Raw genomic sequence first — 14,084 nt, 5'->3', positions numbered from 1 at the left:
TTTATGTCATGCTGAAGTTATTAAGCAAAAGGGGCAACAAATGGCAGAAATATCATGTCTGTGTTGAAAAGTGTTCTCGGTGCATTGTTTGGTGTTCAATCGGATAAGCAACGCCAACATGACTTTAGCCAAGGCAAAGCGTGGAAATTCATCCTAGTTGGCATCATTATGGTTACGCTGTTTGTATTAGCGATAGCAGCGCTAGTGTCGGCAATTACCTAAGGGTAATTAATTGGCCTGATAATAAGCCAGTAGCTCAGCAACTTTCATTCGTTGCTGCCCTTTACGACTAATGGTTCGGCGCACACTTAGTTGGCTCAATTCACTATGCTGATAAATGCTGCGAGTGAGCGGTAAATCATGATTACTAATCAATACAGAAGCGCCCCGCTGCTGGGCCTCTATGGCTAAATCGCCTAAGCGTTCTTGGTCACTTCGATTAAAGCCTTTACTTGCGTAGTTGGTAAAACTGGCTGTTGGGCTAAGCGGAGCATAAGGCGGATCGCAATAAACTATATCGCCAGCCTTTACCTCGGCAAAGGTTTCCACATAGCTACAGCAACGAAACTCCGCCTTTTGCGACTTCTCTGCAAAAAACTCCAACTCTTGTTCAGGGAAGTAAGGGCGCTTATAAGAACCAAAGGGCACGTTAAAGCCACCACCTCGGTTATAGCGACATAAGCCGTTATAACCGTGACGATTCATATACAAAAACATTAAAGAACGTTGGTAGCTGTCTTTGGTGGCATTAAAACGTTTACGCACCTGGTAGTAATACTCGCTTTGATTGCACTCTTGCGTGAAGTAGTGCTTGGCATCATCAATGAACTGCTGCGGGCGTTGCTGCAATATCTGATACATGTTGATCAAATCGGGATTGATGTCACTCAATAAGTAACGGGGATAATCGGTGTTTAAAAACACCGATGCGGCGCCCACAAAAGGTTCTACCAGCAAATCACCTTCGGGTAGTTGTTGCTGGATGTCTTCAATTAAGCCGTATTTTCCGCCAGCCCATTTTAAAAAAGCACGTGTTTTCTTCATTACTATTGAGTCAATTCAAACTGAACCTGTTTAAATTGCTTAATCAAAGAATCAAGATTTTGCTGTTTTAAACTATTACGAGCGGCTTGGGCTTCTTCGCGTGTGGCAAAGTCACCATAAATAATTTTATAAGGAACATTTGGATTGGCGCTTGAACGGTATACCCACACCTCATGTGCCCACTGTCGAGCCGAAACAAACTGTTGCGCTTTTTCGCGATTATTTAGCGCCATTAACTGCAGGGTATAACGCTTGCTTGGTTTAGCATCCAACAAAGCTTTTACGTTAGTGACTTTGATAGGTACTTCTTCTTGAGTCACTTCGCTAGGCACTTGCTCAACAGCTACCTCTTCTGCAGACTCCGCCAACAAATTACCACTATCTTGAATTTGAGCGACTAGCTCAGTGTCTTCACTAGGCTGGCTTTGTTCAGCCAGGAGCTTATTAACCACATCATCTTCAACCACTACTCGCAACTCTGACTCTGAGCTTTGGCTGGTTAAATCTAATTCTTTAGGTAGATCTTGAGACGGCAGCTCTGCCGTGTCTGCTTCACTATTTGAACCAGCGAACTCTGGACTATTTTGTTGTGATTCATTAGCAGCACTTTGGCTTGGAGAGCTACCATTGGCTAAGGTAGGTTCTTCCATTAAGGCTAAGGCAATACGGCTGTCATCGCTTTGTTCATTACCGCCCCAGTCGTTAATAACTTGCACCAGTAAACCGGCTACCGCTGCACATAACACCACCGCAATAACGATATATAACTTACTTCTATTTGGGGCACTTGCTTCCGCCATGGGAATATCTCCGGTAACGATTTGATCGACAAACTGATAAATTAGACGAGGATTTCCTTTCGCCGAGGCGATGTGTTGCTCAATTGCTTGTTGGTTCTCGAATTCCGCCACATACTCAGCACGATTAAATAGTAGTGAAGCCAATTCGAAAGATTCAGTATTATTTAAAGGCGGGACATCAAAATTGAGAACCTGGTTGCTTAGCGCATCCAGTTGCGCATTAAAACTACTACTAGATTCGGCAAACAGTATTAATGATAAATCATGCTGATACAACTGATTGTAATGCTGGTAGAACTCCACCAACTCGTTTAGTAGCTCTACACTCACATTATGCGCTGCATCTATGATGATAATGAGCGGTGCTGAGGTTTCTTTTACATTGCGTTGAAAACTGTCGAACAATGGATCGTCTTGATTAAACAGCGGGTCTTTCAATAATTGTTGCAATAAATCTCGGCGTAAGCGAGCGTCTTGCTCATTGGCAGCGCTTACCAAGGCGTGATTAGCAAAAGCAGCGCTTTCAAGTACGGAGTTGGCCATTGACGACTTGCCAGAACCAACCTCTCCGTTAACGCAAATGAGCTTTGCGCTAAAGCGAATTTGAGTGATCAGCCTATCGCGTAAGCGCAATTGACTTTGCAATTGTGCAAACTCGGCATCACGCCGCACTCCCACCATTCAAATTTGCCTTATTGAAATCGATTGATAACTGTTTTTATATCACTTTCAGTAATTGTATCAACTACTTCTGCTGTACCAATAGAGCTAGGTAGAACTAAACGGAGTTTTCCATCCAATACTTTCTTATCACGCATCATATGTGGAATAAATTCAGCTAAGCCCATATCTTGTGGTGGCACAATGGGTAGACCAGCACGTTCAATCAAAGTCCGCATCCGCGTTACTTCACCTTGACCAATCATACCCGCTAGCTCAGCAGTTTCGGCGGCCATAACCATACCCGCGCCAACGGCTTCACCATGTAACCAAACACCGTAACCCTGCTCAGCTTCAATAGCGTGGCCAAAAGTATGACCAAGGTTTAGTAACGCACGAATACCTTGCTCGGTTTCGTCTTTGGCCACTACTTCAGCCTTAATTTCACAACAGCGCGCAATTGCTCGTGTCATTAACTCTGGGTCAAGCGCCAAAAGTTGATCAAGATTGGTCTCTAACCATGCAAAAAACTCTGCATCATAGATAATGCCATACTTAATCACTTCCGCCATGCCAGCGGCAAGCTCTCTCTTATCCAAAGTGGCTAAACAATTTATGTCAATCACCACGGCTTTAGGCTGATAGAACGCGCCTATCATGTTTTTACCTAAAGGATGATTAACTGCTGTTTTACCGCCCACTGATGAGTCAACCTGTGATAACAATGTAGTAGGCACTTGAACAAAAGGCACTGCACGTTGATAACAGGCAGCAGCAAAGCCGGCCATGTCACCAATAACGCCACCACCCAACGCAACAATGGTGGTATCACGGCTATGCTGCTGAGCTAATAACTCAGAAAATATTTGGTTTAGGGTATCTAAGTTTTTGTATTGCTCACCATCAGGTAAGGTTACTACATCCACTTGATACTGACTTAAACATACCAACAATTGCTCCAAATATAACGGCGCAACCTTAGTATTTGTAACCACCATTACCTTTTTACTGGTAATCGCAGAACTAAATAAGTCAACTTGGTTTAGTAACCCTTGGCCAATACTAATTGGGTAGCTGCGCTCGCCTAGAGCAACGGTCAAACATTCCATTGTTATTTTAGAATCCTAATAATTCGATGATTTGGTTTGCCACTGCTTTTGCGCTTTGGTCATCAGTTTTCACTGTGTAGTCAGCGACATCGGAGTACATTGGATTACGTTCTTCTGCCAAGTTCTCTAATACTTCGCGAGGCTCATCGGTTTGTAGCAGTGGGCGACGCTTATCGCGTTGCGTGCGAGCAAACTGTTTGTCGATTGTGGTTTCAAGGTACACAACAATACCACGAGCAGAAAGATGATTGCGGTTCTCTTTACTAATTACAGAGCCACCACCTGTCGCTAATACAATGCCTTGAAGTTGTGAAAGGTCATCAATAACACCTTCTTCTCGAACCCTAAATCCGGCTTCACCTTCTACGTCAAATACCCAAGCGATATCGGCACCAGTGCGGCGCTCAATCTCTTGATCGGTATCGTAAAATTGCAAATGTAACTGCTGTGCTAAATGACGACCAATTGTGCTTTTCCCAGCACCCATTGGTCCTACAAGGAAGATATTTCGTTTCTCAGCCATGCTTCTTCAAATTTGTCTTTGTCTATTTTCTCCCCGCAATGCGGGCACCTGATGTACCAACCTTAGTAAAAAGATCAGGGCGCGATTATCTCGTTTGAGCGGGAGTTTGGCAACAGCAAAATCACTCCTATACCGAATGACTCGGTATAGGAGTGATAAGAGGTGGGCGTTTATAGTGCGTCGAGCAAGATTCGAGGCGTTACAAAGATTAACAACTCGTTCTTTTTAACGCTTTCAGAGGTTGTTCTAAAGAAGTAACCCAAGCCAGGTACGTCACCTAAAATTGGCACCTTCTTCACACGGTCAACATTTTGCTGTTGGTAAATACCACCAAGCACAATGGTTTCACCGTTCTTAACTAATACCTGAGTACCAATTTCTTGTTTGTTAATCGCAACAGCTGGGCCTGTTGGTGTAAGCACCGCTTCACCTTCAGAATCTTGGGTAATAACTAAATCAAGAATCACATTGCCGTCGGGGGTAATTTGCGGGGTCACCCGTAAACTTAGCACCGCTTTTTTGAAGGTAACCGACGTAGCGCCACTTGAGGCATTTTCTACATAAGGGATCTCACGACCTTGCTCAATGTATGCTGCTTTTTGGTTAGCGGTTGTGATGCGCGGACTGGCTATCACTTCACCTTTGTTCTCTTGCTCTAGTGCTGAAAGCTCTAAATCCAGAATCTGACCATTGGCTAGTTTAGCAACTTGGAACGCGATCGAACCGGCTGGGTCAGCAACCGGTAAGTTAACGTTTAAGCGATCATCTAGATCAGGAGTATTACCTGCTAGTACATCATCAGCACCCTCAAGCGTACCTGATGTAATGCCAGTGCTACTGCCCACAGAGCCTGAGTTGGTTACGCCCCAACGAATACCTAGTTCTTCACTTACATCATCGGTTACGGTAACCATACGTGCTTCGATAACAACTTGCTTAACGGCAATATCGAGTTTCTTAACCATGGTTTTAATATTGGCCAGTGACTCTTCAGTGTCTTTAATAAGCAAAGTATTGGTACGCTCATCAACCGCTACAGAGCCTCTCTCAGACAACATAGAGGTTTGCTCACTCTTAAGCAGTGCAGACAAGTCTGATGCTTTAGCATAATTTACCTCAATGTACTCAGAGTAGAGTGGCGCTAAGTCAGCCACTTGCTGGGCACTTTCTAGTTGCTGTCGTTCTTGCTCTGCTAGCTCCGCAGCTGGGGCAATTAGCAATACGTTGTTATCTAAGCGTTTATCTAGGCCTTTGACTTTAAGGATAATATCAAGCGCCTGCTCCCAAGGCACATCATCCATACGTAGGGTAATGTTGCCGCGCACAGAATCGGTAGTAACCAAATTCAGTTTGTTAAAGTCGGCGATTAACTGCAGTACCGTACGCACTGGAATATCTTGGAAGTTCAGGGAAATAGGTTTTCCTTGATACTCAACTATGCTGCCTTCTTCTGCCTCAAGCTTTTTAACTTCAACTAAGAACAACTCGCCTGATTGGTCATAGCGATAATCAAATTCGCCGTCGATAGCAATTTTAAGCTGAACCTTGGCATCATGCTTAAATACTTCAACACTCTCAACTGGAGTAGCAAAGTCATTTACGTCCATGACATAAACGTTTTCTTCTGCGATATCAGTATTATAAAAATCAACAATTAAGCTGTTATCCCGACGCTTAATATCAGCTGCTATAGAACTGTTATTGAGGTCCACCATAATCTGACCAGAGCCGCCTTTACCGCGTCTAAAGTCTATGCCTTGTACCGTATTGATAGTCGCATGCTCTACGCGACTAGCATTTTCGAAAGCATCATCAACTGTGCTTTGTGCTGCAGCTGCGGCCACAGGCAAAGCGCCAAGCTTAACTAAAATGCGCTGTGACTCTTTACTTACTTGGTATGGAACCAAGCGCTCTAGTGCCAGTACCAACTGTAAGCCAGACTCAGTTTGTAAACTCTGAACTTGCTTAACGCCGCCGCCATCAATTGGTAACGGGTTAATTTTTAGTGCCGAGCTTGCGTTGGCCACATCTATCACAAGTTGATTTGGAGAGTACTCGAGATGGTCACTGACATTTTCCACGGGTCCATCAAACAACAGTTCGATTTCCACCGCCCCCTTAACCATCGGGTTGGTATTTAATTGAATAAGTTGAGCATTTGCCCAAGCCTGCGTTATGCAACAAAACACACCAGCCAACACCAAGCCGCTTTTGTATACTCCTTGCAGCATCTTTCCCTTCATGCCTATTTCCCTATTGATCAGCTTTCGAGAGCGAAAGCTGAGTAGTTCTTTCGTTCCAGCAGCCTTCGCCATCTGAAACAACTTCTTGAATATCTAAACCTAAGTCACTTACTTTAGTGATTACGCCATGATGTAACCCTAAGTAGTAGCCTTCCTTCACGCGATACAGCTCGCCACCTGGCGCTTCAACAAGCGCCCAAAGACTGGGCCCATCACCTAATATGCCTCGCATGGTCAAGCTAGACAGCGAAAACTGTTCTAAAGCTTGCTTAGTGCGTTCAGCGTTTGGCGCTAAGGAACATTCTTTCTCAGTGCTTAAAGCGGTATTAGCCGCTTCAGGTGCAGGGCTAGTAAATGGATTTCTCCGTTCACTCGCCTGATAAGCAAGATGCTCAAAAGGTTTAATTTCAGGTACATCTTCTTTGACCGGAACTTTACGCGCCTTCACTTCCATTACGTATTGCTGTAGATCGTCTTTCGAACCTTCACAGCCAAACAATGCAAGCAGGGTTAATCCAATTGCTAGTGCTCTCATCATTTCCCCTTCGCCGCCGGTTTTTCTTTATAGCGGTAGGTTTTGGCTAACATGGCCATACTTAATGTCCCGCTATCACCTTGTTTTTTCATGGTGATGTTATCCAAAATCACGATCCGTGGTAAGGCTGCAACAGCGCTAACAAAGGCGCCAAGCTGGTGATAGCTGCCACTCACTTCCAATTTAATTGGCAGTTCTGTGGAAAACTCATGCTCAACTTCTGGCTCCCAGTTAATCCGGCGAAACTCTAGCCCATTATCAATGCCAATAAAGCTAAGCTCGTCTAACAAACCTGGAATTTCGTGCTTTTCAGGAAGCTGTTTAAGCAAAGAAGCAAAGGCCTTTTTCATTTCCTCTACTTGCTTCTGGTACTCGGGTAGGTTGCCTGCTAAAGCTGCTTTAACTTCAAATTTTTGTCGCAACTCTTGCTCTTTCGCCTCAAGCTGAACCAGCTTGGTTTTTTCATCGGCGATTTGATAGTAATAGTACCCAGCGGTGATCAAACCACAGACTACGACGACAAAAACGATTTTAGCCAGCTTAGGCCAAGTACCTATGCTTTCTAAGTCGAGTTCATTAAGCTCTTGTAAATCCATTACTTAGCCTCCTTTTTTTCATTAGGAAGGCCTAGATTAACCGCAAAGTTTAGCTGGAACTTACTGAGTTCCATATCCGCTTGTTTACCCGGTAAGGCAACGATAGATCGAATGCTTGGCGTTCCTAACCAGACGCGCTGTTCAATATTACGCATTAGGCTTGCTACGCGGTAATTCGCTTCACTTTTACCATCTAAATTAATTGCTGAGCCCTTAAAGGCTAAGCTATCTAGATATACGCCAGCGGGTGCAATCAAAGGCAAGTTATTGAAAATCTTAGTTGGGATATTTCGACTTTCTTGCAGCGTTTGAATAAGAGCGATACGTTCTTTAAGGCTTTGCTTCTGATTTTTAATCTTACGAATTTCGCCAATTTGATGGTCCAAAATGGCAATTTCTTTTTCTAAGAATTGATTTCGAGCACTTTGTTTATCTTGCAAGCCAGTGTAATAGTTTTGCACCAACAACAGTGCTAACACAGTGATACCAGCTGATGAGGCTAGAGCTACCCAAAACTCGCGTTTTTGTTTGCTTTTGACCTCTTCACGCCAAGGCAGTAAGTTAATGTTAGACATTATCAAAACTCCTTAACGCTAAGCCTAGGGCTACCATATATTTTCCGCCTTCCTGGCAAAGCCGCTCTCGATCAACAGAGCGATCAAATAAGCAATCGTTAAAAGGCTGCGCCTTTATGACTGGCATTTCTAAGTCAGTCTGCATTTGAAACACTAGCTCATTCGATAAAGCACTACCGCCACTTACCGCAATCGCATCCAGCGACTTATAACCACTTGAACTTAAAAACAAGGACACCTGACGACGTACATTCTGAATGACACCGCTAACAAACTGAGCAAAAACATCTATCTCATAGTTTTCAGGTAAGCGACCACTTACCTTCATCTCTTTGGCTTCTTCGATACTCAAACTATAGAAGCTAGCAATTTGTTGGGTATATTGCGCCCCACCAAAGTTTTGCGCCCGGTTATATACCACCTCGCCTTTATCCAAAATAGCGAAGTTTAGTGTAGTTTCACCAATATCGACCAGACCAATGATTTTGTTTTCATCAAGTTCTTCGTCTTGTTGGTTTAGTACAAAATTCCAAGCCCGCCCTAGAGCATGAGACTCTACGTCGACAACTTTTGCGTCAAAATCTGCATTTGCCAATACTTCGGCACGAATGCTTACCGCCTCAGTGCGCGCAGCACTAAGCAATACGTTATTACGGTTAGGTTCACTTTCGTTAATACCTAACACTTCAAAATCAAGACTAATTTCATCAATAGGAAATGGAATTGAGTTTTCAGCTTCAAGTTCAACTTGAGTCTCTAACTCTAATTCAGACAAACTACTGTCCATGTAAATTACTTTAGTAATTACATGACTACCTGCGACTGCGGTCGCAACCTGACGGTTGCGTGAAGGGAGCTTTCGCCTTAATTCACGCAAAGATTCAGTAATCTCTTCCGGAGAAACAACTTGGTTATCAACTAATGCGCCTACCGGTGTTTCGACTTCGGCCACAGACTCAACTTTTAAACCTTTTGAGGATTTAGAAAGTAAAAGTCCTTTAATGGTGGAAGAACCAAAGTCGATCCCTAGTAGAGCAGTCGATGTTTTTTTACCTATCCCTAGTACCATGACTCGCCAACTATCTTTTTTAAATTTAAACAGTTACCTGTTGTTGCAGAATAACGGGTTATTGATTTAGGTGCTAATAGTTATTAAGAAAGTTGTCGAAACAGGTCACAATTTGACGATATAATCGGCGATTCTTTAGATACAGAGTGCAAAATTCGGAATGAAATGGCTTAAAAGACTGTTATTTTTAGTTTTCTTGGGAACAAGCTTAGGCTTAGCAGCCATCACCGCACTATATTTTTATTTTGCGCCACAACTACCAGACGTCTCAACCTTACGCGATGTGCAATTGCAAACTCCAATGCGAGTGTTTAGCGCTGACGGGGAATTAATTTCCCAATTTGGTGAAAAAAGACGGATCCCTCTACAAATTGAAGAAGTGCCTGAACAAATGTTACAAGCATTTCTCGCTACTGAAGATGCTCGATTCTATTCTCATCCAGGTATTGACCCTATCGGCATTACTCGTGCAGCGGTTAACTTAATCGCCACGGGAGAAAAAAGCCAAGGGGCGAGTACCATTACCCAACAGGTGGCGCGAAATTTCTTTTTAACCCGAGAAAAAACCTACATACGAAAGATCAAAGAGATCTTTTTAGCAATAAAAATTGAACAAGAGCTATCTAAAGATGAAATCTTGGCGCTTTATCTGAATAAGATCCCTTTAGGTTATCGCTCTTTTGGCGTAGGCGCAGCAGCGCAGGTTTACTATGGAAAAACCGTAGACCAGCTTACCCTGCCACAAATTGCGGTAATTGCAGGCTTACCCAAAGCCCCTTCGGCATTAAACCCTATTCGCTCGCCCGAAAGGGCCAAAGACCGCCGCCGCGTTGTATTAGGGCGCATGTTAGAGACCGGCTACATTGATCAGGCGACTTTTGATGAAGCCAGCCAAGCGCCAATGACAGCGACTTACCATGGGGCTGAGATTACTTTAGCGGCACCATACTTAGCAGAAATGGTACGTCAGCAAATACTGCAGCAATTTGGCGAAGACGCTTATACCACCGGAATGGATGTTTACACCACAATCAGTGCCAAACGCCAAAATGCAGCGACTCTAGCACTAAGAACTAACTTAAAAAGTTATGATCAACGCCACGGGTTTCGTGGAGCGGTTAAACAGTTATGGACAACCGAACAAGCCCAATTAAGCGCTGATGAGATAGTTAAGCAACTTAGCTCTCTACCTAACTATGGAAAGCTGCGGGCTGCGGCCGTGACCAGCATTGAAGATAAACAGGCAAAGGTGATTGTAAAAGGTGGTTCTTTTGGCGTAATTGCTTGGGATGATATGAAATGGGCTCGGCGTTTCATAACTGATACTCGCCAAGGTCCAGCACCAAAGTCTGCTCAAGAAATTCTTAATGTAGGTGATGTGATTTGGGTTGAGCCACTCGCAACTCAAGTAAATAGTACTGTTGAAGTAAGCGATGTAGCCTTGAGTGACGACGCAGAACAACAAAGCGTTAGTCACTACTCACTCTCTCAATTGCCTGATGCTGGCGCAGCATTAGTTGCCATATCGCCTTTAGATGGCGCGATTGAAGCATTAGTGGGCGGCTTTAGCTTTAATCAAAGTAAATTTAACCGGGTCACTCAGGCTAGCCGCCAAGTGGGCTCAAATATAAAGCCGTTCCTTTATTCTGCAGCATTTGAGCAAGGCATGACCTTAGCGAGTTTAGAGAATGATGCCCCTATTAACCGCTGGGATAAGGCAATGGGAGTAGCATGGAGACCCAAAAACTCGCCGCCTGTATACGACGGACCAATTCGCCTAAGAGTTGCATTGGCCCAATCTAAAAACGTGGTATCAGTGCGCTTAATGCGAGACCTAGGTGTGGATACTATTATTGATCACCTGGCAAAGTTTGGGTTTCCTAAAAACGAATTACCGCGAAACGAATCTCTGTCGCTAGGTTCAGCATCGCTAACTCCGATGCAAGTGGCTAGCGCCTATGGTTCATTTGCTAATGGGGGCTATCTAGTAAGCCCTTACTTTATTGACCGAATCGAAGACGGTGAAGGCAACATAATATTTCAACAGGTGCCTAAGGTAGCCTGTGATAGTTGTTTTGAGATCATTGATAAAGCGCCAAAACTTGAAGAGCTATTGAACCAAGCCGGCGACCCGTTGAAGCAATGTGATATCTCTTTTGCTGATGAAAGCGATTTAGCACCAAGAATCATCAGTGCCGAAAACGCCTTTTTGGTGTCTCAAGCTATGAACAGCGCGGTTTGGGGCGGCGGGAGTTGGGCACATAAAACCGGTTGGAACGGCACCGGTTGGCGCGCAGCAAGGGCCTTAAAACGTCGAGACATTGCTGGCAAAACCGGTACCACCAATGATGCTAAGGATGCTTGGTTCTCTGGCTTTGGTCCCGACTTGGTCGTTACGTCTTGGATAGGCTTTGACGACTTTAACCGTGAGCTTGGTGAAGCGTCTTATAATGCCAATTTAGACAAAAACCAGGTTACTGGAAAGGAATTTGGCGCACGAACAGCTCTACCTGCTTGGATAGATTTTATGGAAGTAGGTTTAGCAGGTGTACCAGAACAAGCTTGGCAAGCCCCACGAAATGTTTCAACGGTTCGTATTGATCGCACGACAGGCTTACTCACTAGATCTAGTGACCATACCACCCGCTTTGAATTTTTTGAGGAAGGCACCGAGCCAACAGAATATGTAAAACAATCTGTTAACTCAGTGTTCGATAGTGAAGAAGAGCTATTTTAAGACAGCGCAGAATGCTGTTGAATCAACTTAGCCAACTGGTTAAAGCAGGGACGCCGAACAGAGTTATTGCGATATAGCAAACTTATTCGGCGGCTCGGCTCAGGCGAACTAAATCTTCGATAGCAGATACCGCTTTGTTCTTCAGTATCAGGAATAGCTAACTGCGGTAGCAAGGTAATTCCCATACCTGCAGCCACCATATGACGCAAAGTCTCCAAACTCGTCGCCTTAAAGCTAGTATCTTCTTTTGCGCCGGCAGCAAAACAGTAGCCCATTGCTTGGTCGCGTAGACAGTGACCATCTTCTAGCATTAGTACCTGCTCACCACTGAGCTCTGAAAGCTCCACCTCATTTTGCTGCTGCCACTTATGGTTAGAGGGCATAGCAAGCATTAGCGGCTCATCAAACAGATCGATGGCTCCAAAGCGATCCATTTCTGGAAGATAGGCAAGCAGAAGGCAGTCTAGCTCTCCCTCTTCTAACCTCTGCAACAGTACATTGGTCTGTTCTTCATAAAGGAATAGTTCCATTTCGCTAAATTCTGAACGAATATGCGGGACAATCTTAGGCAATAAATAAGGAGCCACGGTAGGAATTAGGCCAACATGTAGTGGCCCAGCCATCGGAGCCTGAAAGCTCTTAGCCATGTCTTTAAGGCCCTTTACTTCGAGCAAGATGACTCTAGCTTTGGCTGCTAACTCATCACCAGCATGAGTGAATATCACTTTGCGCGAAGTACGTTCAATAAGCAATAAACCAAGCTCTTCTTCCAACTTAGCTATTTGCCCACTCAAGGTAGGTTGGCTAACAAAACATTTTTCAGCCGCTTTGCGAAAATGCTTCTGCTCTTGCAAAGCGACTAAATACTCCAAATCTCTTAAATTCAAAAGATATCCCCAGTGTTTTACTAAAATCTCTATTTAAAGATCCTAAATCAATATCTTCACTAGTGTAACAATTATCGAAAAGAGATTAATTAAACTGGAAAAGCAGAGACCAGCTTCAGGAGAAAGATAAGGAAGCTCTAATGCCCGAGAGCTTTAGAGCCTTAGAGAAATAAAACTTAGGTTTTTTCGATAACAAACTCTAACTGTGGAAGCAATTGCTTACCTGTTGGCTGCAACACTGGCAGCATGATGTAGTTATTGCCACCATTTAAGCCAACACCGTCATTAAAGTCTGTATAAAATAAAGCTGTTTCTGGGTCGGCTGGTAAGCTGTCTCCTGCAGGCACTACAGCAAATTGGTTGCTATAAGGGTGAGCAGGTACATTGATAGCACTACTATATTCCCCAACAGCTACGCTGCTAGCTACCAAAACCAGTTCTCCACCATCTTCTTTGGTCATATAGAAGTCGAGAGGGCCTTCATAATCAGCATAACTATAAACGTTAAGTAGACGTACATTAACGCTCACGTTAGAAGGTCTAGAGCCTTGAAAAGGTACTTTCGCTAAACGGAGACCTTTATTACTACCTATATAACCGTATGCGTATATCCAGTTTCGACTATTTGAGCTAATCGTAAAAGTTGAACCAGCTTGACCAACAATCGTCCCAGCGTTTGAGTCATAAGCAGTAAACACAACACTTTTAGAGGATATATCTTCTTCCCAGCTATCAAAATTAACAAACTCACCATTATGATTTGCGTAGGCAACGCCTTCACCAATTAAACTACTGGGGGTGTTAACGTAACTATAATAAAGGTCAAGAGGAAGAGAGTACTCTGCATCATAAGGGTTAATGTATAGATTCAGAAATGCCGCACTAGTAGGTATCGTCGATGCATTGTTTTCATCAGCTGTTGAATTACTTCCATCTAAAGCAACGCTACCATCACCTCCACACCCAAATAAACTAAACGACACTAAAAATGCCATAGCAAGTTTTATCTTACGTCCTTTAAACATACCGCTTCCTTGTCAGCAAAAATTCAATAATAAATGACATATTCGCCAATAATATCATTTAATTAAGTGACCTTAATACTTTTAAGTAGAAAGTCATTAGTTATAGAGAGATTATTTTTATTAATGTTGAAGGTGGTCAATTTTTCTAACTTGAATGGGCTAATATATGCAGGGGCACGGTAAGGTTTGGTGCACTAAAACAAAAAAGGCCGCTTACGCGACCTTTTTTCTGCTGTGCTACTCTTCTTATTCGAAGATTTTAGCTACAACACCCGCACCTA

The 14,084-nt window shown here is 43.7% G+C and carries 13 protein-coding genes; 2 read left to right on the top strand and 11 right to left on the bottom strand.

Annotation, left to right across the window (positions count from 1 at the left end):
* The first annotated feature begins 54 nt into the window (after nucleotides 1-54).
* Nucleotides 55-222, top strand: a complete 168-nt coding sequence (locus ACYFDN_RS21110) for a DUF2970 domain-containing protein (protein WP_016403780.1) — start codon at nucleotides 55-57, stop codon at nucleotides 220-222.
* A gap of 6 nt (nucleotides 223-228) precedes the next feature.
* Here ACYFDN_RS21110 and ACYFDN_RS21105 read toward each other — a convergent pair whose 3' ends face one another.
* From ACYFDN_RS21105 to pilM, 9 genes are all read right to left on the bottom strand, one after another.
* Nucleotides 229-1,044: a Dam family site-specific DNA-(adenine-N6)-methyltransferase gene (locus tag ACYFDN_RS21105; protein WP_016403781.1), complete on the bottom strand. Its 816-nt coding sequence runs from the start codon at nucleotides 1,042-1,044 to the stop codon at nucleotides 229-231.
* A 2-nt stretch (nucleotides 1,045-1,046) separates the two neighbouring features.
* Nucleotides 1,047-2,525, bottom strand: a complete 1,479-nt coding sequence (locus ACYFDN_RS21100; RefSeq protein ID WP_483512613.1) for an AAA family ATPase — start codon at nucleotides 2,523-2,525, stop codon at nucleotides 1,047-1,049.
* Between the two features lie 11 nt (nucleotides 2,526-2,536).
* Nucleotides 2,537-3,613 (bottom strand): 3-dehydroquinate synthase, encoded by a 1,077-nt coding sequence (gene aroB / locus ACYFDN_RS21095; protein WP_483512612.1) that lies wholly within the window; start codon nucleotides 3,611-3,613, stop codon nucleotides 2,537-2,539.
* A 7-nt stretch (nucleotides 3,614-3,620) separates the two neighbouring features.
* Entirely contained in the window at nucleotides 3,621-4,136 is a 516-nt protein-coding gene (aroK, locus tag ACYFDN_RS21090) for a shikimate kinase AroK (RefSeq protein WP_040307650.1), read from the bottom strand.
* A gap of 170 nt (nucleotides 4,137-4,306) precedes the next feature.
* Complete coding sequence (locus ACYFDN_RS21085; RefSeq protein WP_483512611.1) at nucleotides 4,307-6,379, bottom strand: type IV pilus secretin PilQ; 2,073 nt, start codon at nucleotides 6,377-6,379, stop codon at nucleotides 4,307-4,309.
* A gap of 10 nt (nucleotides 6,380-6,389) precedes the next feature.
* On the bottom strand, nucleotides 6,390-6,914 hold the full coding sequence (locus ACYFDN_RS21080; protein WP_483512610.1) for a pilus assembly protein PilP: 525 nt from the start codon (nucleotides 6,912-6,914) through the stop codon (nucleotides 6,390-6,392).
* Nucleotides 6,914-7,510 (bottom strand): type IV pilus inner membrane component PilO, encoded by a 597-nt coding sequence (locus tag ACYFDN_RS21075; protein WP_483512609.1) that lies wholly within the window; start codon nucleotides 7,508-7,510, stop codon nucleotides 6,914-6,916. Before ACYFDN_RS21075 ends, ACYFDN_RS21080 begins: the two co-directional genes overlap by 1 nt.
* Nucleotides 7,510-8,085, bottom strand: a complete 576-nt coding sequence (locus ACYFDN_RS21070; RefSeq protein WP_483512608.1) for a PilN domain-containing protein — start codon at nucleotides 8,083-8,085, stop codon at nucleotides 7,510-7,512. The genes ACYFDN_RS21075 and ACYFDN_RS21070 overlap by 1 nt, the downstream gene beginning before the upstream one ends.
* Nucleotides 8,078-9,154 (bottom strand): type IV pilus assembly protein PilM, encoded by a 1,077-nt coding sequence (gene pilM / locus ACYFDN_RS21065; protein WP_483512607.1) that lies wholly within the window; start codon nucleotides 9,152-9,154, stop codon nucleotides 8,078-8,080. Before pilM ends, ACYFDN_RS21070 begins: the two co-directional genes overlap by 8 nt.
* Nucleotides 9,155-9,314: 160 nt before the next feature.
* Here pilM and ACYFDN_RS21060 point away from each other — a divergent pair, with 160 nt between their 5' ends.
* Nucleotides 9,315-11,891, top strand: a complete 2,577-nt coding sequence (locus ACYFDN_RS21060; RefSeq protein ID WP_483512605.1) for a penicillin-binding protein 1A — start codon at nucleotides 9,315-9,317, stop codon at nucleotides 11,889-11,891.
* Here the strand turns inward: ACYFDN_RS21060 and oxyR are convergent.
* On the bottom strand, nucleotides 11,888-12,778 hold the full coding sequence (gene oxyR / locus ACYFDN_RS21055; protein WP_016403791.1) for a DNA-binding transcriptional regulator OxyR: 891 nt from the start codon (nucleotides 12,776-12,778) through the stop codon (nucleotides 11,888-11,890). The two genes, ACYFDN_RS21060 and oxyR, sit on opposite strands and share 4 nt — an antisense overlap.
* Before the next feature lie 176 nt (nucleotides 12,779-12,954).
* Nucleotides 12,955-13,803 (bottom strand): hypothetical protein, encoded by an 849-nt coding sequence (locus tag ACYFDN_RS21050; RefSeq protein WP_016403792.1) that lies wholly within the window; start codon nucleotides 13,801-13,803, stop codon nucleotides 12,955-12,957.
* Nucleotides 13,804-14,084 lie beyond the last annotated feature (281 nt).

The sequence above is a fragment of the Agarivorans sp. D1326 genome, from assembly GCF_056958115.1.
The sequence above is the reverse complement of the archived record's forward strand: the minus strand, read 5'-3'. Positions and strand labels throughout refer to the sequence as shown.